This window comes from Winogradskyella eximia, from assembly GCF_003386165.1.
GTDB classification, from domain to species: domain Bacteria; phylum Bacteroidota; class Bacteroidia; order Flavobacteriales; family Flavobacteriaceae; genus Winogradskyella; species Winogradskyella eximia.
This window is the reverse complement of sequence record NZ_QRDV01000009.1, coordinates 19,512-42,337: the sequence shown is the minus strand read 5'-3', so window position 1 is coordinate 42,337 and position 22,826 is coordinate 19,512. Positions and strand designations below refer to the sequence as shown.

Annotated in this window: 18 protein-coding genes; 11 read left to right on the top strand and 7 right to left on the bottom strand. The window is 34.2% G+C overall.

All coding sequences use genetic code 11. From position 1 onward, the window contains the following. Nucleotides 1-27: 27 nt before the first annotated feature. From DFQ10_RS16215 to DFQ10_RS16200, 4 genes are all read left to right on the top strand, one after another. The gene (locus tag DFQ10_RS16215; RefSeq protein ID WP_115818500.1) at nt 28-2,970 is read left to right on the top strand and encodes a hypothetical protein; all 2,943 of its coding nucleotides are present in this window, start codon (nt 28-30) and stop codon (nt 2,968-2,970) included. 252 nt (nt 2,971-3,222) lie between these two features. Further along, on the top strand, nt 3,223-4,554 hold the full coding sequence (gene ffh, locus DFQ10_RS16210) for a signal recognition particle protein (protein ID WP_115818499.1): 1,332 nt from the start codon (nt 3,223-3,225) through the stop codon (nt 4,552-4,554). A gap of 102 nt (nt 4,555-4,656) precedes the next feature. Beyond that, nucleotides 4,657-5,541, top strand: coding sequence for a bifunctional 5,10-methylenetetrahydrofolate dehydrogenase/5,10-methenyltetrahydrofolate cyclohydrolase (locus DFQ10_RS16205; RefSeq protein ID WP_115818498.1), 885 nt, complete (start codon nt 4,657-4,659; stop codon nt 5,539-5,541). 9 nt (nt 5,542-5,550) lie between these two features. After that, nucleotides 5,551-6,279 carry a YwaF family protein gene (locus tag DFQ10_RS16200; RefSeq protein WP_115818497.1) on the top strand — a complete coding sequence of 243 codons (729 nt, stop codon included), beginning with the start codon at nt 5,551-5,553 and terminating at the stop codon, nt 6,277-6,279. Here the strand turns inward: DFQ10_RS16200 and DFQ10_RS16195 are convergent. Genes DFQ10_RS16195 through DFQ10_RS16170 form a run of 6 tightly spaced genes read right to left on the bottom strand, consistent with a single transcriptional unit; the run spans nt 6,265 to nt 10,834 of the window. Then, on the bottom strand, nt 6,265-6,687 hold the full coding sequence (locus DFQ10_RS16195; protein ID WP_115818496.1) for a VOC family protein: 423 nt from the start codon (nt 6,685-6,687) through the stop codon (nt 6,265-6,267). The two genes, DFQ10_RS16200 and DFQ10_RS16195, sit on opposite strands and share 15 nt — an antisense overlap. Then, on the bottom strand, nt 6,687-7,451 hold the full coding sequence (locus DFQ10_RS16190; RefSeq protein ID WP_115818495.1) for a pseudouridine synthase: 765 nt from the start codon (nt 7,449-7,451) through the stop codon (nt 6,687-6,689). Before DFQ10_RS16190 ends, DFQ10_RS16195 begins: the two co-directional genes overlap by 1 nt. Nucleotides 7,452-7,472: 21 nt before the next feature. Then, nucleotides 7,473-8,300 carry an alpha/beta fold hydrolase gene (locus DFQ10_RS16185; protein ID WP_115818494.1) on the bottom strand — a complete coding sequence of 276 codons (828 nt, stop codon included), beginning with the start codon at nt 8,298-8,300 and terminating at the stop codon, nt 7,473-7,475. Between the two features lies 1 nt (nt 8,301). Beyond that, a complete protein-coding gene (locus DFQ10_RS16180) occupies nt 8,302-8,676 on the bottom strand; it encodes a cupin domain-containing protein (RefSeq protein ID WP_115818493.1) in 375 nt (124 codons plus the stop codon). Between the two features lie 42 nt (nt 8,677-8,718). After that, nucleotides 8,719-9,291 (bottom strand): hypothetical protein, encoded by a 573-nt coding sequence (locus DFQ10_RS16175; RefSeq protein WP_245940751.1) that lies wholly within the window; start codon nt 9,289-9,291, stop codon nt 8,719-8,721. A gap of 4 nt (nt 9,292-9,295) precedes the next feature. Then, nucleotides 9,296-10,834, bottom strand: coding sequence for a helicase HerA-like domain-containing protein (locus tag DFQ10_RS16170; protein WP_115818492.1), 1,539 nt, complete (start codon nt 10,832-10,834; stop codon nt 9,296-9,298). Nucleotides 10,835-10,960: 126 nt separating this feature from the next. Here DFQ10_RS16170 and DFQ10_RS16165 point away from each other — a divergent pair, with 126 nt between their 5' ends. The 6 genes from DFQ10_RS16165 (at nt 10,961) to DFQ10_RS16140 (ending at nt 20,285) form a co-directional block, all read left to right on the top strand. Then, complete coding sequence (locus tag DFQ10_RS16165) at nt 10,961-11,593, top strand: 7-carboxy-7-deazaguanine synthase QueE (protein WP_115818491.1); 633 nt, start codon at nt 10,961-10,963, stop codon at nt 11,591-11,593. A gap of 55 nt (nt 11,594-11,648) precedes the next feature. Then, a complete protein-coding gene (locus DFQ10_RS16160) occupies nt 11,649-12,194 on the top strand; it encodes an HNH endonuclease (protein ID WP_115818490.1) in 546 nt (181 codons plus the stop codon). Nucleotides 12,195-12,412: 218 nt separating this feature from the next. Next, on the top strand, nt 12,413-14,425 hold the full coding sequence (locus tag DFQ10_RS16155) for a tetratricopeptide repeat-containing sensor histidine kinase (RefSeq protein ID WP_147299239.1): 2,013 nt from the start codon (nt 12,413-12,415) through the stop codon (nt 14,423-14,425). Nucleotide 14,426: 1 nt separating this feature from the next. Next, complete coding sequence (locus tag DFQ10_RS16150; RefSeq protein ID WP_115818488.1) at nt 14,427-15,065, top strand: response regulator; 639 nt, start codon at nt 14,427-14,429, stop codon at nt 15,063-15,065. A gap of 160 nt (nt 15,066-15,225) precedes the next feature. Continuing rightward, nucleotides 15,226-17,997: a tail fiber domain-containing protein gene (locus tag DFQ10_RS16145; protein ID WP_115818487.1), complete on the top strand. Its 2,772-nt coding sequence runs from the start codon at nt 15,226-15,228 to the stop codon at nt 17,995-17,997. Next, nucleotides 17,997-20,285 (top strand): lamin tail domain-containing protein, encoded by a 2,289-nt coding sequence (locus tag DFQ10_RS16140; protein WP_115818486.1) that lies wholly within the window; start codon nt 17,997-17,999, stop codon nt 20,283-20,285. The genes DFQ10_RS16145 and DFQ10_RS16140 overlap by 1 nt, the downstream gene beginning before the upstream one ends. A 62-nt stretch (nt 20,286-20,347) precedes the next feature. Here the strand turns inward: DFQ10_RS16140 and DFQ10_RS16135 are convergent, their stop codons facing one another. Beyond that, nucleotides 20,348-20,893, bottom strand: coding sequence for a DUF2911 domain-containing protein (locus DFQ10_RS16135; protein ID WP_115818485.1), 546 nt, complete (start codon nt 20,891-20,893; stop codon nt 20,348-20,350). A gap of 262 nt (nt 20,894-21,155) precedes the next feature. On the opposite strand from DFQ10_RS16135, the gene asnB reads away from it, so the two are divergent. After that, a complete protein-coding gene (gene asnB, locus DFQ10_RS16130) occupies nt 21,156-22,820 on the top strand; it encodes an asparagine synthase B (RefSeq protein ID WP_115818484.1) in 1,665 nt (554 codons plus the stop codon). Nucleotides 22,821-22,826 lie beyond the last annotated feature (6 nt).

Genomic DNA, 22,826 nt, shown 5'->3' with positions numbered 1-22,826 from the left:
ATAATAAATAGTTAAAGTGTGAATGCCATGAAAACCAATTTTAAGTACGTTCTAATTAGTTTCATTTTTGTTCTTTTTTGTTTTACATCTTGTCAAGATGAGATTTCTCAAATTGAAGATCAAAATGAGCAAGAAACTATTGTGCCAGGTTCTAATTTGGCAAATCTTATGAGCAGAACTACTACTAATGATGGCGCAATAGATGATTTTTTAGATAATGCAAGTTGCTTTTCGGTAGAATTACCAGTGACCATTGTATTAAGTGATATTACTATTATAATTGAAACTGAAGCTGATTTATTTGAACTAGAAGATTTACTAAGTAATGTTACTGTTGATGAAGATATCTTAGATTTTATATTCCCTATTACTGTTATATTTAGTGATTATAGCGAGATTGTAATTGAAAATGAAGATCAACTTCTAAATTTTATTGAGGCATGTGTTGAGGATGATAACGACGTTATTGAATGTGCCGATTTTGTATATCCAATTTCATTTTCGGTTTTTAATTCTGGATTTAACCTTGTTGAAACCATTGTCATTGAAAATGATGAGGCTTTATACGTGTTTTTAGAAGAACTAGAGCAAGATGATAATACTTTAATTGTTAGTTTAAATTTTCCTGTAACTTTAGAATATGGCAATGGAGAAAGCATTGAGGTTAATACCAATGAAGAATTAGCAAATGCAATTGAAGACGCAGAACAATTTTGTGAGGATGAGAGCGATGATTGTTTAGAGGATGAGGTTGTATTAAATTTAATAGAATGTCCGTGGGAAGTGTATTTATATACTAATGAAGATGTAGATAATTTAGATGGACCTTATGTTTTTGATTTTAATGAAAACGGTGTTCTAACTATTGAAGGAATTACTACAGAAACACATACCACTTCTTGGGAAATTAATGAAACAGATGCTGGTTTAGAACTTCATATTGAATCTTTTTATTACTACGAAGCGCAATTTGGAAATTGGCTAGTGGTAGAATGTGATGCTGACGAGCTTAGATTTGAGCATCTCACAGTTGAGGGAACAGGTATGTATTTTGAGCAAGATTGTGATGATGATTTAGACTGCTCAATTACTGATATCAGTAGTATTTTACAAGAATGTCCTTGGGATTTTACAGATGGTACAGGTAATTACGATAACTATCAATTAATTTTTAATGATAATGGAGAGCTGCAAATCTCAGAAGGGATGGCTGCATCTGCAATTGGAGGTTATTGGAGTTTGTCTTCTACGGATAATGGTATTGCACTTACATTTTCAAATTTAACAGCCTTTCAAGATAGTTTAGAAGGAGAATGGATAATTATCTCTTGTAATGACGATGACGATTCCTCAAACGAATTAACAATTATTCAAGATAATACTATACTCGAATTAGAACAAGATTGTTTAGGTGATTTAGGTTGTTCAGTTGAAGATATTAACGCAGATATTTTGGAGTGTGCTTGGTTATTACAAACTAATTTATTGGATTCATTTGTTCCTATTTATGTTCATTTTGGATCTAATGGTGACGTTTTAATTGAGGATGTTAGTAATTTAGAATCACCAATTGGTACTTGGGATCTTGTGACCATTTCAACAAACATATTTATTGATTTTACATTTCAACAAGGATATGAAACCTTAAATGGACAATGGCAAGTTGTAGAATGTGTAGAAGGTGAATTGTATTTGGTTAATGGTGATAATAATATTGTTTTAGAAAAAGCTTGTGAAGTTAATAATCAAGATCTTTTAAATTGTTATAGTCTCTATGTTTTGTCTGAAGAATGTGATGATAATAACGATGGTATAGCCACATTTGTTTTCGAAACTAGTAGTTTACAAAGTTCAGAGTGTATTGAACTTTACCCAATAGCAGGCAGTTATCATCCTACCTATGACGATGCTATAATTTCTACTAATTATTTAAATATTCAACTAACTACACCAACAGAATTAGCATCTCAAATGATATATTTTAGAGTTTTTAATCAAGAAACACATGAATTTGCGGTACAAGAATTAGAGCTCATAGTTGAAGCTTGTAATGAAAATGTTTTCAGTTGTTTTGGAGATTTTGAAATTGTAGAATGTAATCAACCTAATAATGTGCCTGTTTATAATCTAAGTGCTAACACTATTGGGTTAGTAGATTGTCAATATGCTTTTACACCTTCATTTCACGAAACATTAGCTGATGCAGAGAACAATAATAATCCAATAGCAAACACAGAAGCATATGGAACTTTAACTACTGAAGTTTATTTGAGAATTGAAGCTGAAAGTGGAAATTTTCAAATATTTAATGTTTATTTAAATACAGAAGAGTGTAATTATTTTGAATGTTTTCAAAGTTTTGATGCTGTTTTAGAGCTATGTGATGAAAATAATGATACTGCCGCAACTTTTGATTTAACAATTGCTTTTTCAAACTGTACAATCAGCCCTGAGTATTTTATGTCTTATTATGAAATAGAAGTTGATGCTAATTCAGGTGTGAACCCTATCGCAAATCCGCAGAGTTTCACCAATACTGTAACGTCTCAACAAACGGTATATGCAAGAGTAGATATTGGTGATGAATATCAAGTATTCCCAATTCAATTAAATATTATTGATTGTAATTCAGGCAGCTGTACAGAAGGAGATATTGATGGTATTTTAACTGAATGCCAATGGAACATCACAAGTTATAATGGTAGTGATAACCTTGGTAGTTATAATTTTAATTTCGAAGAAAATTCAGGAATTGTAGTAATATATACGGATACAACAGTAATAGATGCTTATTGGTCTACAACACAAACTATTGATGGTGTGATTGTAGAATTTACTAATGTAAATGGGCCAAATATCCAAGCGATAAACGGAAGTTGGTTAGTTGTAGAATGTACTGCAGAACAATTAGTATTGCATAACGTAAATGATAGTAATAATGAAATAGTTCTAGATAGAACCTGTGAATAAAGAAAATGCTGAAAGTTAGTAATTTTAGTAAGTTAGTTAAGTTGATTAAAAAGAGTTGCTCGCCATGAGTAGCTCTTTTTGTTTGAAGGTATTTAGTCAATTTAAGTAATATTTCATCTTTTTAAACCTTCATTTGCAACTAAAAACTAATTCTTAAACTCATTAGTAATTCGCTCATAAATTCTTAAATTTGCAGCTTATTAAATAATTACGGGCTGCTTTGTTGCAGGCTGCAAATAGAATACTAGAAACATGTTCAATAATTTAAGTGATAAGTTAGATAAAGCGTTACACGTATTAAAAGGTCATGGTAGCATTACAGAAGTAAATGTTGCTGAGACGCTTAAAGAAGTAAGACGTGCACTTTTAGATGCCGATGTTAACTTTAAAATTGCAAAGGAATTTACCGTACGTGTAAAAGAAAAAGCGCTTGGTCAAGATGTATTAACAACATTACAACCAGGTCAATTAATGGTTAAAATCGTTAAAGACGAATTAACCGAATTAATGGGAGGCGATGTAGAAGGTATTAATCTTTCTGGAAACCCAAGTGTGATTTTAATGTCTGGTCTTCAAGGGTCTGGTAAAACCACTTTTTCTGGTAAGCTTGCCAATTATTTAAAAAACAAGAAAACTAAGAAACCTTTATTAGTAGCTTGTGATGTTTATCGTCCTGCTGCAATTGATCAATTACATGTTGTAGGTGATCAAATAGGTGTTGAGGTTTTTAGCGATAGAGGTAATAATGATCCTGTAGCGATTTCGCAAGCAGGTATTGCTCATGCAAAAGCTAATGGTTATAATGTTGTTATTATTGATACAGCAGGTCGTTTAGCGGTAGATGAAGCGATGATGACTGAAATCTCTAATATTCACAAAGCAATTCAACCACAAGAAACTTTATTTGTTGTGGATTCTATGACAGGTCAAGATGCTGTGAATACAGCAAAAGCCTTCAATGATATATTAAATTTTGATGGTGTTATCCTTACCAAATTGGATGGTGATACACGAGGTGGTGCTGCAATTTCTATTAAATCTGTAGTTAATAAGCCAATTAAATTTATTGGTACTGGTGAAAAGATGGAAGCAATTGATGTCTTCTATCCATCACGTATGGCAGATCGTATTTTAGGCATGGGTGATGTTGTGTCTTTAGTTGAACGTGCTCAAGAGCAGTTTGATGAAGAAGAGGCAAGAAAACTTCAGAAGAAGATTGCCAAAAACCAATTTGGGTTTGATGATTTCTTAAAACAGATTCAGCAAATCAAGAAAATGGGTAACATGAAGGATCTTATCGGAATGATTCCTGGAGCAGGAAAAATGATGAAGGATATTGATATTGATGACGATGCTTTTAAAGGTATCGAAGCGATTATTCATTCAATGACACCAGAAGAACGCTCTAATCCATCAGTAATAAACGCAAGTCGTAAAAAGCGTATAGGAAAAGGATCTGGTACTTCAGTACAAGAAGTAAATCAACTCTTAAAGCAATTTACGCAAATGAGTAAAATGATGAAGATGATGCAAGGTGGAGGAGGCAAGCGTATGATGCAAGCCATGCAGAATATGCCAAAATAGAAATTTTAAGTTTCTATATTCCGTAGATTTTTTAAATATTTAAATATAACCAAGTAAATCTTAGCGCTATAGCGCTTTTGCTAGAAAACAATAACCAACAGCATGACAATTTTAGACGGAAAAAAAATAAGCAACGACATTAAAAACGAAATCAAAGCCGAAGTCGACAAGATGAAAGCAAATGATGAAAAAGTTCCGCATTTAGCAGCAGTAATTGTTGGTAATGATGGAGCAAGTTTAACTTATGTTGGTAGTAAAGTTAGAGCATGTGAGCGTGTTGGTTTTGAGTCTACAATGGTGCGTTTATCGAGTACAACGAGTGAAATTGAGTTGTTAGATAAAATTGAAGAATTAAATAAGAATAATGATATCGATGGCTTCATTATACAGTTGCCATTGCCACGTCAAATTAATACTCAAAAAGTATTAATGGCTGTAGATCCTAATAAAGATGTGGATGGATTTCATCCTATGAATTTTGGGAAAATGGCATTGGATATGTCTACTTTTATTCCTGCTACACCTTTTGGGATTTTAGAACTCTTAGAACGTTACCGAGTGGATACTGACGGCAAGCATACTGTGATTATTGGTCGTTCTCACATTGTTGGTCGACCTATGAGTATACTAATGGGTAGAAAAGGTTTCCCTGGAAACTCAACCGTAACTCTAACGCATAGCCACACCAAGAATATTACACAGATTACATCACAGGCAGATATTATTATATCAGCATTGGGAATTCCTAATTTTTTAAAAGCAGAAATGGTGAAAGATGATGCTGTTATTATTGATGTTGGTATCTCACGTGTAGCTGATGATTCTGAAAAAGGTTATTATATAACAGGTGATGTAGATTTTGAAAACGTTAGTAAAAAGGCAAGTTTTATTACACCAGTTCCTGGTGGAGTTGGCCCAATGACTATTGCGATGTTATTAAAAAACACATTATTGGCAAGAGAGCAACACAGACAGGAAAATAGATAATATTTTTATATGGAATTACTGAGGCTATGTTTCGTTCAAACAAAAGTAACGATAGGTAGTTTTCAGCATATTATTCCCATTCTTTTTGCAATTGGCTTTACTGTTTTTCTAGTAAAATATTCTAAGAAACATTTTAATGAGCAACAAAAACAAAAGGCTATTCACTATTTAGGGTGGGTGGTTTCTACTACGCTTATTGGATTTCATCTATCTCGAATACTTTTCAGTAATTATAATTTTAAAACCGATTTGCCACTTTACCTCTGTAGTTTAATGGCGCTTCTTATTCCTTTTTTTACACACTACCGGAAGTACTGGATGTTCGAAATATTAGTGTTTTGGATCATAGGAGGCACTTTACAGGCTGTAATTACGCCAGATATAACGCATGGTTTTCCTAGTTTCGATTATTTTAGATATTGGGTAGTGCATTTAGGGTTACTTTCCATTATTTTTTATTTTGTATTTGAGTTGAAAATGAAACCAACACTGAGAAGTGTTTTCAAATCTTTTTTAGCACTTCAGGTATATGTCGTCTTAATGATGGTATTAAACTACCTCTTAAATGCTAATTATTTTTACTTAAATGAGAAACCTAAATCAGCGTCGTTATTAGATTATTTTGGAGAATGGCCCTATTATATTTTGGTAGGTCAGTTGATTATTATTCCTTTATTTCTTTTAATTTATTTACCGTTTTTTCTTTTTGGTAAAAAAGAAAATCTACTTAGCAAATAACTGACTCATATCTTTAAAAGCTTTAAACTCTAGAGCGTTGCCAGAAGGATCTTTAAAAAACATGGTGGCTTGTTCTCCAACTTGTCCTTCAAATCGTATATAAGGTTCAATGATAAAAGTAATGTCTTTAGACTTTAATAATTCTGCAAATTGTTGAAATATTTCCCAAGGTAAGACAACACCAAAATGTGGTACAGGTACATCTTTTCCATCTACCAAATTAGTGGCAACTTCTGTGGTTTGTTTCTCTTTGTAATGAATAACTAACTGATGTCCAAAAAAGTTATAATCTACCCAATGATCACTACTTCGTCCTTCTTCAAAATTCAAAATATTAGTATAGAAATTTCTGCACTCAGTTAAATTATGAACTGGAATTGCCAGATGAAAAGGAGAGAGTTCCATGATTAATAGTTATTAGACCTGTCTATTGTTTTGGGTTGAAATGTTTTTACAGAATCACTTATAAGAGTATTTAATTCTTTAAACTCTTCTTTAGTGAGCTCTCTGTACTGACCTAATGATATGTCTAACTTTATATTCATTATCCGAACACGTTTTAAGGTTTGAACCTCATAATTCAAGTATTCACACATACGTCGAATTTGGCGATTTAAGCCTTGTGTTAGGATTATACTAAAGGTAAATTTATCAATCTTGTTAACCACGCATTTCTTGGTACGCTTACCTAAATCTTCTAAATAAATACCACCAGACATGCGTTCAATAAAAGTCTGCGAAATAGGAGTGTCAACGGTTACAATATATTCCTTTTCGTGATTATTACTAGCTCTTAAGATTTTGTTTACAATGTCTCCATCATCGGTAAGTAGAATTAAACCTTCACTAGGTTTATCTAATCTTCCAATTGGGAAAATACGCTTTGGGTAGTTAATGTAATCAATAATATTGTCCTTTTCAACACGTGTATCTGTAGTACAAACGATCCCTACAGGTTTGTTAAAAGCTAGATAAACAAAATCTTGTTTGCGTTCGCCAATAATTTCTCCATCAACTTTTACAACATCTTCTGATGCTACTTTTGTGCCCATTTCTGGTACAACATCGTTTATGGTAACTCTTCCAGCTTCTATTAATCGGTCAGCTGCTCTACGTGAGCAATAACCAGCTTCGCTGAGGTATTTATTAAGGCGTTTTAATTCTTGTGACATGCTGTAAAAATACGATAAAGATTATTCATTAATAAACTCAATAATCTGTGGGATTAGAGATGCGTCCTTTAAGCCATGACCAAAACCAGTCGTAGAAATAAATTTAGAATTTTTATAACGACTAGCAATTAATTGCGCATCTTCATATGGAATGATGCGATCATTTTTATCATGAATAATTAAACCTTTTGCGGTAAAGGTCTCCGTGAAATTAGCTGCAGAAAAATAAGATACAGGTTGCTCAAAACGTTCTAAAACAATTTTATCTAAACCATTAGAAATTCGGTTGTTAAAACCCATCATTGATTTGTATCTATCAAATACACCTGTAAAATGGGCAGGCGCACCTAAAAGAATGAGTTTTTTTATGGATGGTAATTGGTGCTTATGCAAACAAAATACGCTTGCCATACCACCAACGGAATGACCCATTAAAACATCTGGCTGAAACTTTTTAGCGACTACATTTATAAATTCAGAATATAAAACAGCATTAAATTGTTTGCCGTCAGATCTGCCATGAGCCGGAGCATCTAAAGCAATAATATTGTAATCTTGTGCTTTTAAGTCTTTTAAAATATATTCCCAACGTGAGGTGTTACTTTCCCAGCCATGCGCTAACAAAACAGTTTCGCCTTTGCCTACCCAACGGTAGGTTGCAATTTCCATGTTGTTATATTTGACTTCTTCAAAATAAGCTGATTCTATTATGCGTTTTTGGTCATCGTTATAGCGTCCTTTTCTTGGAGATGCAAATAAACTGAGCGCCTTTTTAGAGGCGTATTTAGATGAAATTAAACTCGTTGCATTGAGTGCATTTCCAATAGATTTTATTACAAAACTACTCATATTAGTTGTCTTCTCTATTTACGGCTTCTATTGAAAAAGCAGGTAAGCAAATAGCTAAGTATTCGCAAGGTTCAGTAAAAGGGTTAGAGTATTGTAATCTGGTATTTTTTTCTACTTTAATAGATTGACCTGCCTCTAAAACTATAGTTTCACCATCGATGATAAATTGTTTTTTCCCTCTAATAATAAAGGTGTATTCATCAAATTCTGGAGTTTGAAAAGGTTCAAACCAACCAGCAGGTGCAACCATGTGTGCAATACTTAATTCTGAGTTTCCATCTGTGGCATTTCCAAAGTGTTCTTTTATAATTTTACCGTCGTCTGTAGGCACTACAAATGGCGAATTTTGAATTGTATATTTTTGCTTTTTGTGCATACTTTTAACTGTTTACCTAAAATTAAGATATCTAACTTTAAACTACCAATGAATCATAAAATATTTAATCTTCGCTTTTCCAGGAATTTGAATAGGGTCAATAGTCATATTCATATCAAAACGCATACTAGCTGGTAATTCCTTTTTGTCAATAGTGAAAGATGCATTTATTTCATTCACAGAAACAACAATAGCATTTATAAGATTATCTACTTTTGAAATTTTATAAGCTTCATTAATATCTTTAAACGTACTTAGTGTCGATATATTTTTCTCAGTTTTATAACGTTCATCAATAATATTAACACTTGAAATAACTGAAGTAGAATCTAAAGCCTCTTTAGGCGATAAGTCTAATAGTTTTTTTCCACCTTTTTCAAAAATTTCAATGGTATTTACAGAGCCTATAAATTCATCTCCTGCAATATAACGTACTACTGAGTCATTGCTAAAAATGGCTTCTAATTCTCTTACTTGTGTAGAGTCGGTTAATAACCCAATATGATTCTTAGCTACAGCAAATGGGTTTGATGCTTTGTCTGTGGTGCAACTAGTTATTAGTAGGCCACAAATTAATGCTGCAAATAGGGTGTTTTTTATTTTAGATTTAGACATTATTTTATTTAATCATTTTACTTAATATTCCTAATACTCCTCTTATAACGGTTGCACTGGTTAAAACCTTAACAATAGGATTCATTCTTGTGCTTTTTCTTCGGGTTGTGCTTGTTTTTCTTTTGCTTTCAGCGCGTTTTAATGCTTCTTTTTCTTCTTTAGCTTTTTGTTTAGCTTCTTCAGCTTCGGCTTGCTTAATTTTCTCATTAAGCATTTCGTAAGCACTTTCTCTATCAATCTCTTTATTGTATTTTCTAGCTAATTGAGATTGTGCTAATAAGCTGCCTAATTCAGATTCGGTTAAAACATCCATTCTACTCATTGGTGCGCGCATCATGGTTGCAGCCAACGGAGTTGGTTTTCCTTTTTCGTCTAATGCAGACACTAATGCTTCTCCAATTCCGAGAGACGTTAATACTTCTGCTGTATCGTAATATTCTGTATCTGGATAGTTTTGAGCGGTTAATTTAATCGCCTTTCTATCTTTGGCTGTAAATGCTCTTAAAGCGTGTTGTACTTTTAAACCTAATTGGCCTAAAACAGATTCTGGGACATCGGTTGGACTTTGCGTAACAAAATATATACCGACACCTTTACTACGTATCAGTTTTACAATACTTTCAATTTGATTTAATAAAGCATCAGAAGCTTCATTAAATATTAAATGTGCTTCGTCAATAAACATAATTAATTCTGGTCGTCCACTATCTCCTTGTTCTGGGAACGTAGAGTAGATTTCAGCTAATAAACTCAACATGAAAGTTGAAAATAACTTAGGCTTATCTTGTATATCTGTTAATCTAATAATATTGATATAACCTCGACCATTCTCATCGATACGCAATAAATCTTGAGTGTCAAAAGACGTTTCACCAAAGAATAAATCGCCGCCTTGTTGTTCAATTTCAATTAGTTTTCTAAGGATGGCTCCTGTAGATGCTGTTGAAATACGACCATAAGATTCTTCAAATTCTTTTTTGCCTTCACTTGTAGCATATTGCAATATTTTCTTAAAATCTTTCAGGTCTAATAGTGGCAGATGATTATCGTCGCAATATTTGAAAATCACTGAAATAATTCCTGCTTGTGTTTCCGTAACATCTAATATTCTAGAAATTAAAACAGGTCCAAATTCACTGATAGTGGCTCTAAGTCTTACACCATCTTGTTCAGATAAAGTCAATAATTCTACCGGAAATCCTTTGGCTTCAAAAGGCAAGCCAATTTTTTCCATGCGTTCATCAATCTTAGCATGTCCAGGACTCGGTTTTGCCAAGCCGCTTAAATCACCTTTAATGTCCATTAATAAAACAGGAACACCTTTTTCAGAAAGATTTTCAGCTAATACCTGTAGCGTTTTTGTTTTTCCAGTACCAGTTGCTCCAGCTATAAGGCCATGTCTGTTCATGGTTTTTAAAGGGACGTTTACAAAAGTGTTTGTTATAGTTTCACCATCAAGCATGGCAGAACCAAGGGTAATATAGTCACCTTTAAAGGTGTTTCCTTTGTTGATATCTTTTATGAATGCTTCTGTATTCTTCATTAGTGAGAAAATTTGGATAAAAATACTGTAATTTTAATCAAGTTTAAAACAGAATTGCGCTAACTCATTACTTTTTACTAAGTATTGCAACAAATTACTGTGTACTTATTAATATATTTGCGGTCTATGACAAGAAGAGAACGACAAGAGTTGATAGATAAAGGTTTGTTATTGCCTTTAATGGAAGAGTTTTATACGATTCAAGGAGAAGGATTTCACAAAGGTACTGCTGCTTATTTTGTAAGAATTGGTGGCTGTGATGTGGGTTGCCATTGGTGTGATGTTAAAGAAAGCTGGTTAGCAGAATTACATCCACCAACTGAGACTGAAAAAATTGTTGAGAATGCTGTAAAATATAGTAATACCATAGTAGTTACTGGTGGAGAGCCTTTAATGTGGGACATGGGACCTTTAACGGCACAATTAAAGGCCAAAGGTGTACAAACACATATTGAAACTTCTGGTGCTTATGAGTTATCTGGTACTTGGGATTGGATTTGTCTCTCACCAAAAAAGATGAAATTACCAACTGAAAGAGTTTACGAAAAAGCACACGAACTTAAATGTATTATCTATAATAAAGACGATTTCCGTTTTGCTGAAGAGCAAGCTGCTAAAGTAAATAAAGATTGCATATTATATTTACAACCAGAATGGAGTAAGCGTGATAAAGTGGTGCCAATGATTGTAGACTATGTTATGGCAAATCCAAAATGGAAGGTGTCTCTTCAGACACATAAGTATTTGAATATACCTTAGAAACTAAAATATACTAGTTTTTATTATTTTTTTAGAAACCCTTAATTTTTATAAAATGATAAGACATTTATGGAAGGAGCAATGGAAAACCGTTGTTTTTGATGATTTTGTGCATCCCGATGAAAAATATCAATTATCTAATTACGGTCGATTAGCCCGAATTAGAAATGGAAAAAAAGTTCTTTTTGAACCCTATAAGATGCACGGTTACTTGTATTTTAAAGTAAAAAAAATAGAAAAGGGGAAATTCAAAACATATTACTTGCATAAAATACTAGCGCAACACTTTTTAGAGCAAAAGGATGGAGTATACGTTATTCATTTAGATTACGATAAATTGAATAATCACATAGATAATCTTAAATGGGTTACAAAACGCGAAAAAGAAATCCATCAGTTCTCTAATCCTAGCTATAAAAGGCCAGAAAAACTAACTTCAGCAAAGCTTTCAGAAAACGATGTTAGACGTATAAAAAAGATGTTAAATGATCCAAATAGAAGAACGAGGTTAAAAATAATAGCAAAGCGATTTGGTGTTAGCACAATGCAACTGCAAAGAATTAAAACTGGTGAGAATTGGGGACATGTGCCATCTTTATAATATGTATCTACTTTGCGTAGAGTTTTTTAAATGAAGTTCTTTCTGTGGCTATTTTTGTTTTAATAATCCTAATTGTTATATAAGCGTCTAAAAAACAGTAAGGTATATCTTTTTTAGTTGTGTTAGGTGAAATATTATTACCTAAAAGTTCTTTTGAATGACAATTAATTCACAAACGCTACTGCAAAAAATCTTATATTTAAAAAAACAAAACCATTTTGAAACCCTACTTCCTAATTGTATGCTTCGCCTTTTGCACTATGTTAGGTGCTCAAAATGAACAAATAGTAGACAGTTTAAAACAACTTATTCAACAAGAAAAAGTACAAGACACTATAAAGGTAAAAGCCTATAATGATTTGGGTATTCAGTATGCGCGTTCAAATCCAGAGCTTGCAAAGCAATACATTAATGATGCCTTAAGTTTAGCGACAAAAGCAGATGCAAAACGCGGTGTTGCCGGAGCCTATAATTGTTTGGGAATAGTAGATTACTACCAGAAAAATTATGATGTAGCCCTAATCAATTTTCAAAAAGCGCTCAAAATTAATGAAGAGCTAGACCATCTTTGGGGACAAGCAGCAGCTTTAAACCAAATTGGGGCAGTGCAGAACCTAATAGACGATTATACGGATGCAATACAGAGTTTTGAAAAAGCAGGCGACATTTTTAAAACAATGAATGATTCGCTCGCCTGGGCAAAATCTATACAGAATATAGGGCTTTCCTATTCACGGATGTCATATCACAAGAAATCTATAGAATACTATCTTAAAGCCACCGAGCTTTATAAAACAATTAATAATCCAGAAGGAACTGCCAGAGGCTATATATCCATAGCTAATATTTTTTATAAGCAAGAAGATTATATAAAATCACTTGAATACCTTAATGAAGCCTTTAGTTTAGATGAAATTAGTGATAACTCTATATTACTATCGGTTATCTATGGAAAAATAGGGCGTTGTCATATGCAATTAAAAGACTATAATAAAGCATTAGATTATTTTCAAGAAGCTATTGCATACAGGAAAAAGCTGCATAAAAATTATAATAAAAGTATTCGTTACATAGAATTTGATATAGGGAATACCTATTATGAATTAGAAGACTACACCAAAGCTTTGCAGTACCAGAAAGAGGCTTTAGAAAAATATGACTTAAAATCTCAGAGCACTGTGACAGCAAGGATTCACAATGCAGTTTCCAAAACCTACATTAAACGCAACCAACTTAGTGAAGCGACTGATTATGCGATTAAAGCGCTTAAAATTTCGCAATCTGTTGGTGATTTAAAAGGACAAAAAGACGCCAGTCAAACCCTCGCGATTATTGCGCAACAGCAAGGTAAAAGTGCAAAAGCATTACAATACTATATGGATTTTCAGAGGTTGAATGATTCGTTGTTAACTAAAGAAAATAAGCAGCATGTACGAGAACTGACTACCATATATGAAACCGAGAAAAACGAAATTGAAATTGAAGCACAAAAAAAAGATATAACACTCTTAAACCTTCAGAATAAAAACAAAACGCAATTGCTAATTTTTGGGTCTTTAGGTTTTTTAGTTCTATTCGGAGCCATTATGTTTCATCGTTATTTTTTAAATGCTAAGAAGACTGCAATTGCACAGCAAACATTTTCTCAAGAGCTTATAAAAACTCAAGAGGAAGAACGCACACGTATAGCTAAAGATCTGCATGATGGTGTTGGGCAGCAAATTACACTGCTTAAAATGAAAGCCCAAAATACCAACCAGACAGAGCTATCTGGTTTAGCACATAATGCTTTAGAGGAAGTACGAAGTATTTCTAGAGATTTATATCCTGTAACATTGGCAAAACTTGGGCTAAAAGATAGTATAGAGCAGATGCTACTAGAGTTAGATGAAGAAACCGATATGTTTGTTTCGGTAGAAATTGACGATGTCAATACCAATTTTAATGAAACCGAATCGCTTAATTTATATCGTTTTATACAAGAATCTGTAAACAATGTTTTAAAACATGCCAAAGCCAAGACCTTAGTTGTCAATATTTTGAAGCAAACCGATGGCATTAAAATAGTAATAAAAGATAACGGCAAAGGCTTTGAGGTTAGTGATAAGGTAAAACAAAATAGCTTGGGTTTAAAAACCATGGCAGAACGCGTAAGCATGCTCAAAGGCAGTTTTGCAATAAAGAGTAAAAAAGAAGAAGGCACCTCAATATTAGTTCAAATACCAGTATAATATGATTGATAGTATCACATTATTTGTAGCAGACGATCATCCTTTATTATTAAAAGGATTAGTAGACCAGTTAAAGGAATACAATTATAATGTTATTGGTACAGCAGAGAATGGTGCCATAGCGCTAAATAAGATTATGGAGTTACAACCTCAAATTGCTATTTTAGACGAAGAAATGCCAATGCTCACTGGTTTTGAGGTCATAAAAAAATGTAAAGAGCAGCTGGTAGATACCAAATTTATTATCCTTACCTCTCACAAAGAAAAAGCCTTTATCTATAAAGCGCAAAAACTAAACATATCTGGTTATATTATTAAAGACGAACCTTTTTTAGAATTACATAATTGCATACAAAGCATTAGTAAAGGCGTACCCTATTTTAGTGCTGTTTTTAATACGGTCTTAGAAAATGAAGTCGCGCCACAATTACAAAAAATGAAGCTGCTAACACCATCAGAGCGCACTATTGTGAGGTTTATAGCTCAAGATAAATCATCTAAAGACATCGCAGCGTTATTATCACTGTCTGCCAGAACCATAGAAAAACACCGTTCTAATATTATAACTAAATTGGGTCTTGCCAAAGAGAAAGACATACTTACCAGTTGGGCAAAAGAGAACATAGAGTTCGTTAATTAAGCCTAATTCTTATTTCATATTTATTTTTTCAAACTACGTGGTACCACGTAGTTTTTGCATGCACTACGTATTGTTTTGGGCCAAAACGCAAACTACCTTCGTTGCCTAAGTGTATGTCTGGTAAAAGACCAGATGTATTATCCTCTAAAACAAAACTATTATGAAAAGAATTACCCAAGCATTACTCATGTTGTTTACTATAACAACATTTGCCCAACAAGGTATTAATTACAAAGCCTTAATAAAAGATGCTAACAATGCTGTTGTTGCTAATACGGCAGTAACGGTAGAGTTTAGCATATTACAAGGTGTTGCACAGACCAATGTGTACCAAGAAACACATACACCAACCACAGATGCCAATGGTATTATCATTATTAATATAGGAGAAGGTGCAGTAGATAGTGGTGTTTTTGCAGATATAGATTGGGCAAGCGATACTCATTTTTTAAACACACAAATTGATACAGGCGCAGGTCTTACGGATATGGGTACCACAGCTTTTAATGCTGTGCCTTATGCTTTGAGTGCTAAAACGGCTGAGAATGTCTCAGGTCTAGAAGCTATAGATGAAGGTAATGGTTTGGGTTTAGTGAAAGTAGGTAGAGTAGAGGCTAATTATGGAGCTATTGGTGAGAATGCTGTGGATTTGAGTTATTCATCATCAGCTAGTACGACTAAGGGGGCTTCAGGTTTGTTGTCAACCGCAATGGGAATCGGTACAACCGCTTCTGGACAGTATTCAACCGCAATGGGTCGGACTACAATCGCTTCAGGGTTTTTTTCGACGGCAATGGGCATAGTTACAACCGCTTCAGGAAATAGGTCAACCGCAATGGGTAATCGTACAATAGCAGAAAGCTATGGACAAACCTCTTTAGGAATATATAATGTAGCTACAACACCAATTAGCACAACAGCTTTTAATGCATCCGATCAATTATTGGTAGTTGGTAACGGAGCAAATGGCGCCAATCGCAGCAATGCCTTAACCATACTAAAAAACGGTACCATAACCGCACCAAGTTTTGATATCGCAGAAATTACAGATGCTAAGGCTTTAGTGACTAAAGAGTATGCAGATGCTAGTATTGCAAATGCAGCGAGTACGGGTTTAGAAGCTATAGACGAAGGTAATGGTTTGGGCTTAGTAAAAGTAGGTAGAGTAGAAGCTAATTATGGAAATATTGGAAATGGTGCTGTGGATTTGAGTATTTCAACATCTGCTAGCACAACTCGTGGAGCTACAGGGCAAGGATCAACCGCAATGGGGTCATCTACAACGGCATCAGGTTATGCCTCAACCGCAATGGGCCAATCTACTATTGCTCAAGGTGATTGGTCAACGGCAATAGGTGAAGGTACAACTGCTTCAGGGTTTTTTTCGACGGCAATGGGATGGAATACAACCGCTAATGCATATTATTCAACAGCAATGGGTAGATACAATGTTGGTGGCGGCAGTGGATTTAATAACATAGCAACTGATCCTTTATTAGAGGTTGGTAACGGAGCAAGTAGCGCCAATCGCAGCAATGCCTTAACGATACTAAAAAACGGTACTATAATCGCACCAAGTTTTGATATCGCAGAAATTACAGATGATAAGGCTTTAGTGACTAAAGAGTTTGCAGATGCTAATTATATAGATGCTATGTTTAGTGGAGATTATTATGATTTATCAAACATACCATCTGGAGTTGCCGCAACAGGTTTAGAAGCTGTAAACGAAGGCAATGGCTTGGGCTTAGTTAAAGTAGGTAGAGTAGCTGCTAATTATGGTAATGTGGGTGAGAATGCTGTGGATTTGAGTTATTCTCAATTTACTGGCAATGCTACAGGCGCTACAGGAATTGCTTCAACCGCAATGGGAGTTAATTCAATTGCTTCGGGAAGTTATTCAACCGCAATGGGTATAGCAACAAAAGCAGACGCATATAATTCCGCAGCAATAGGACGTTACAATATTGGTGGAGGTAATCCATCAGCAATAGTAGCTACAGATCCTTTGTTTGAGGTAGGTAATGGAGTTAATGATGCCAATCGCAGCAATGCCTTAACCATACTAAAAAACGGTAATGTTGGTATTGGTGAGATTAGTCCATCTACAGCGCTAGAAGTTACAGGCGTAATTAAAGCTGTGGTAGATAATGCACCTGCGCTTATTGTTAGTGGGTCGTCAAATACAACATCAGGAGACGACGGTATTATCTCATCAAACCCCGATTATGCAGGTAGTGACCTCTTTTTGAGAAGTAACGATGCCGTCATTGTGTATTTAGATCATGATGATAATGAAACTGGAGATTTTGGGATAGTCAATGGAGCAGGAACTACTGTTTTTAATGTGAACGAAGCAGGTAACACAAGAATAAATGGAGCTACAACAATAGGTGGTACCGCATCAATAACGGGTGGCACAGTAATAGGCGGTAACACAGTAATAGGTGGTGACGCACAAATAAATGGTCTTACATATATGGCTAATGGGGCATTTATAATAGGTAATGTAACCGTAAATGGCTCTACAGTGCATTCATCAGACAGACGTCTTAAAAAAGAGATTGAAACCATACCTTTTGGATTAAAAGAAATATTACAATTAGAGCCTAAAGCTTACAATTGGAAAGCAAAAGACCAAGAACATAAATCTTTAGGGCTTATAGCACAAGATGTACAGAAAATTATAACCAACATAGTGCAAGTTGGCGATGATGAGTTAAAGACCATGGGTGTAAGCTATACAGAATTAATACCTGTACTTATTAAAGCGACCCAAGAGCAACAAGTCATTATTGATGCACAAGCAGAGAAAATTAAACAATTAGAAGCTAAAAATAAGGTATTTGCTTCGTTAGAAGCTAGGCTTTCTGCTTTAGAAAATAACACAGCAACAGCTAGTGCAAACACATCACTTAAAACTAAAAAATAATGAAAACACAACTCACAAGTTTTGTCATTATGTGCTGTTTTGGGTGGTTAAGTAGCCAAACCCTATACAAAAGCAGTATAGATAGTGGTGGCGATAATGTTAAAGTAGGCAATACCAAATTGCTATACACTATTGGAGAAGTCAATGTGCAAGAGCTTAATGTTGGTGGTACTCATGTATCTGAGGGTTTTATAAGTCCGTTAGAAAAAATAGATATTATCATCACAGAGATCATGCAAAATCCAGATGCTGTAACTAATGCCAATGGAGAATATTTTGAGGTGTACAACCCAACAAAATATCCTATTAATTTAAAAGGTTGGGCCATAAAAGATGATTTGGCAGATGCCACACCGCATATTATAAATGCAGACCTCATTGTGCCAGCAGATGGTTTTGTGGTTTTAGCACGAAACAGCGATTTTGCTACCAATGGTAATGTGGTGGTAGATTATGAGTACATAGATACAGACCTTAACAACACAACAGATGCTATTATCTTAGAGGATGGAGAAACCACCGAAGTAGACCGTACGGTTTATGACGGTGGAATTCTTTGGCCAAATCCAACGGGAGCCTCTATGGTATATATTGGCAGTAACATACAAGATAATAACGATGGAACCCTTTGGGCAACTGCTGAGGTTTCAGAAGGTATTTTGCCAGATTTAGGATCGCCAGGAAGCAATGGAGAAGACCAGATTGTTAACCATTTGGTATTTCAGAATGCAGCATGGAACGAAGTGCCAACGCCAAATACAGGGGTTAAAAATTCTATAGTCATGGAAGATGAAACAACCACCATAACTTCAGATGTGTCTGTATTATCATTAAAAATTAGACCAGGAGCAGATGTAACAGTTAATACTGGTGCTACAGTAACCACACCTTCAGTGGTTTTAGAATCGACATCTATAATCTATTCTAGTTTAATTTTAAACGGAACCATTACAGATGGTTCTAGTGAAAGTGTTGTGATTTATAATCGTCATGTCAATCAAAATGCGAGCTCAGGAGGCAATGATTTGGTAACACCACCAGTAACAGGTGAAGGTTTTGATACCTTTATAGCTGCCAACCCAAATGTGGTGAGCAATGGCGCAAATACATTATTTCTCTTTGGTCCATTTGATAAAACGATAGGCGACTATGTTACTTATTCTAATACAGAAACGGTAGCATTAACGGCTGGAGTAGGTTATAGAGCAGGTACAACGGATAATGAAAGTTTACGTTTTAAAGGTTCAGCTAATAAGGAGTCTGTTGTTATGCCGATTTCAAATTCGGGTCCAGCATATCAACAATGGAATTTAATAGGTAATCCATATCCTTCGTATTTAAATGTTCACGATTTTTTAAATTTTCCAACCAATGCTACACTTTTAGATCAGAACAATGTGGCTATGTATGGCTATGATGGTGATGCGTCTGATGGCTGGACGGTTTATAATTTAAACACCACCACACCATCTACTTTAATTGCGCCAGGACAGGGTTTTTATGTTGCAGCAGACAATGATGGACCTGTTTTCTTTATGCCATATATGCGTAGAACTGGTACAAGCGATGATTTTATTTTAGGACGTAGCAGTACGTTTGAGAACAGACACTTAAAATTGCAATTAAGTACAGCTATAGATATGTATAACACCGATTTCTATTTTAATGAAAATTCAACTTTAGCTTTAGACCCAGGTTATGATGCAGGTATTTGGGGAAATAATGCGGCAAGTTTTTCAATATACTCAGAATTGGTTAATGAAAATACAGGCTTAGATATGGCAATTCAATCCTTACCATTTGAGGATTTAGACACCATGATTATTCCTTTAGGGATAAACAGCAATATGGGAGAACAAATTACGGTAAGTATTGCAGCATCTGATTTGCCTGTAAGTACAGACGTGTATTTAGAAGATCGCGATAATAATACGTTTACCTTGTTAACCACAAATGATTTTGTCATTACACCAAGTGAAGCATTAAGTAATACTGGTCGTTTTTACTTAAGATTCTCATCAGAGAGCTTATCTACTTCAGAAAATGAATTAGATGATTTAAGAATATTTACCACAGAGAAACCACGTGTGTTAACTGTAAGTGGTCAGTTATTGCAAGATACAGCGTTAAAACTTTATGATGTAAGAGGTCGCTTAGTACTAACGCAAAGTTTAAATGAGACATCATTAAATAATACAATAGATGTATCTCAATTACAAGATGGAGTCTATGTTGTGGAGCTAAATAGTGGTTACCAACGTAAAACACAAAAAGTGATTATTAGGTAATTATTAGATTATATTGTAAAAAAAATCGCCTTGAGAAATCAAGGCGATTTTTTATTATAAATTTAAGCTCTAAAAGGTACGGCAACTCTCACAGTTCCCCAACCTAAATGCATATTAATACCATTATCGGATTTATCAAATGCTATAGAAAATGCTTCTAAAGATTCTTTTCCCTCTGTAACAGGTACTGTTAAACGTGCAACGTCATTTTTTTCATTATAGAAATAACTACCCCAAGCATTTAAGTCTGTGTTAATAATTGCTGTCCATTCTTTCTTTCCAGGAATCATATAAAAAGTATAAGTTCCTGCTTTTACTTCTTTATCTCCAAATTTCATGTCTTTGTAAAGCGTAATCTCTGCAGCTTCATTGGCTCCGGTTCTCCATATTTCTCCTTCTTTAGCTAATTTATCTACAGAACGATTTTTTAATTGTGGACGACTATAAGTGATTTTAATAAGTTTGTTAGCGTCTTTGTAGTCAGAAGGGAATGAAGAGGCATCCATTGGACTTTTGTCTAAGTCTTTAAATTCTTGTGCATTCACATTAAATGATAATAACATTGTAATTGCAAAAGCAACCGTTGTAAGTAATTTTGTGGTTTTCATAATCATTATTGTTTTTTGTTGGGTTAAAAATAGAGTTTATTCTGTGCGCTCAGTCGTTAGGAAATACTAAAATTTACAGATTAACAGATAAACTATTTATTTAAGGATAAGTTAGTTTTAATATGGTTCGTTTTTTTGATTTTTTGTTTTAAATCGTAACCATTATTGTTTTTTATGTTTTTAATATGAAAGTTTAAATTCATATTTGTCCTCTAATTAATAATGTAAGGTTTATTAAAGCCTGATTAAAAAGATAAAAGTTATGTGCGGAATTGTATGTGCGTTCGATATAAAACAAAAAGTTGAAGATTTAAGACCTCAGGTATTAGAGATGGCAAAAACCATTCGTCATCGTGGACCAGACTGGAGCGGAATTTATAGTGATGATAAAGTAATTATGGCGCATGAGCGTTTGGCTATTGTAGATCCTGCCTCGGGAAAACAACCGTTATTAAGTCCTGATAAAAAACTAATTCTTGCAGCCAATGGAGAAATCTATAACCATAGAGCTATAAGAAAACAATTTGAAGGTAAGTACGATTTTCAAACCCAAAGTGACTGTGAAGTAATTTTAGCTTTATACCAAGAAAAAGGGGTGGACTTTGTAGATGATATGAACGGTATTTTCGGTTTTGCTATTTACGATGTAGAAAAAGATGAGTATTTCATTGCTAGAGATCATATGGGAATTATTCCTTTATATATAGGATGGGATAAAAACGGAACATTCTATGTGGCTTCAGAATTAAAAGCATTAGAAGGTATTTGTACTAAAATAGAATTATTTCCTCCAGGACATTACATGTCTAGCAAAGACGGCGAATTTGTTAAATGGTACAAACGCGATTGGACAGAGTATGAAGCTGTAAAAGATAACGAAACAAGTATTGCAGAAGTAAAACAAGCCTTAGAAGATGCTGTGCATAGACAGCTAATGAGTGATGTACCTTATGGAGTATTATTATCTGGTGGTTTAGACTCTTCGGTAACGTCTGCCATTGCTAAAAAATATTCTGAAAGACGTATCGAAGCAGATGATAAAGAAAAAGCGTGGTATCCTCAATTACACTCGTTTTCAGTTGGACTAGAAGGTTCGCCAGATTTGGCAGCAGCTAAAAAAGTAGCAGACCATATTGGTACAGTTCATCATGAAATTAAATTCACCATCCAAGAAGGTTTAGATGCTATTAAAGATGTTATTTATAATATTGAAACTTATGATATTACGACGATTCGTTCGTCAACTCCAATGTATTTAATGGCGAGAGTTATTAAATCCATGGGAATTAAAATGGTGTTATCTGGAGAAGGTGCCGATGAATTATTTGGTGGGTATTTATACTTTCATAAAGCGCCAAGTGCACAAGAATTTCATGAAGAAACAGTTCGTAAATTAGATAAGTTACACATGTACGATTGCTTAAGAGCAAACAAAAGTTTAGCAGCTTGGGGAATTGAAGGTCGTGTACCATTCTTAGATAAAGAATTTATGGATGTCGCTATGCGCATCAACCCAAAAGATAAAATGATCAACGGAGAGCGCATGGAAAAATGGGTCGTTCGTAAAGCATTTGAAGACATGATACCAGAAAGCGTAGCATGGAGACAGAAAGAACAATTTTCTGATGGAGTAGGTTACAGCTGGATTGATACCTTAAAAGAGCTAGTTGAAAAAGAAGTGACAGATGAGCAAATACAAAATGCATCATTCCGTTTTCCAATTAATACACCTCTAAACAAAGAAGAATATTATTACAGAAGTATTTTTGAAGGTCATTTTCCAAGTGATGCAGCAGCATTAAGTGTACCGCAAGAAGCTAGTGTTGCATGCAGTACTGCAACCGCTTTAGAATGGGATGAGGCATTTAAAAATATGAATGACCCATCTGGTAGAGCAATTGCTAATGTGCATGCAAAAGCGTACTAAAATGAC

Coding starts and splice junctions, on each gene's coding strand:
- DFQ10_RS16215 (WP_115818500.1), top strand. CDS start 28: ATGAAAACCAATTTTAAGTACGTTCTAATTAGTTTCATTTTTGTTCTT.
- ffh (WP_115818499.1), top strand. CDS start 3,223: ATGTTCAATAATTTAAGTGATAAGTTAGATAAAGCGTTACACGTATTA.
- DFQ10_RS16205 (WP_115818498.1), top strand. CDS start 4,657: ATGACAATTTTAGACGGAAAAAAAATAAGCAACGACATTAAAAACGAA.
- DFQ10_RS16200 (WP_115818497.1), top strand. CDS start 5,551: ATGGAATTACTGAGGCTATGTTTCGTTCAAACAAAAGTAACGATAGGT.
- DFQ10_RS16190 (WP_115818495.1), bottom strand. CDS start 7,451: ATGTCACAAGAATTAAAACGCCTTAATAAATACCTCAGCGAAGCTGGT.
- DFQ10_RS16185 (WP_115818494.1), bottom strand. CDS start 8,300: ATGAGTAGTTTTGTAATAAAATCTATTGGAAATGCACTCAATGCAACG.
- DFQ10_RS16180 (WP_115818493.1), bottom strand. CDS start 8,676: ATGCACAAAAAGCAAAAATATACAATTCAAAATTCGCCATTTGTAGTG.
- DFQ10_RS16175 (WP_245940751.1), bottom strand. CDS start 9,291: ATGTCTAAATCTAAAATAAAAAACACCCTATTTGCAGCATTAATTTGT.
- DFQ10_RS16170 (WP_115818492.1), bottom strand. CDS start 10,834: ATGAAGAATACAGAAGCATTCATAAAAGATATCAACAAAGGAAACACC.
- DFQ10_RS16165 (WP_115818491.1), top strand. CDS start 10,961: ATGACAAGAAGAGAACGACAAGAGTTGATAGATAAAGGTTTGTTATTG.
- DFQ10_RS16160 (WP_115818490.1), top strand. CDS start 11,649: ATGATAAGACATTTATGGAAGGAGCAATGGAAAACCGTTGTTTTTGAT.
- DFQ10_RS16150 (WP_115818488.1), top strand. CDS start 14,427: ATGATTGATAGTATCACATTATTTGTAGCAGACGATCATCCTTTATTA.
- DFQ10_RS16145 (WP_115818487.1), top strand. CDS start 15,226: ATGAAAAGAATTACCCAAGCATTACTCATGTTGTTTACTATAACAACA.
- DFQ10_RS16140 (WP_115818486.1), top strand. CDS start 17,997: ATGAAAACACAACTCACAAGTTTTGTCATTATGTGCTGTTTTGGGTGG.
- DFQ10_RS16135 (WP_115818485.1), bottom strand. CDS start 20,893: ATGAAAACCACAAAATTACTTACAACGGTTGCTTTTGCAATTACAATG.
- asnB (WP_115818484.1), top strand. CDS start 21,156: ATGTGCGGAATTGTATGTGCGTTCGATATAAAACAAAAAGTTGAAGAT.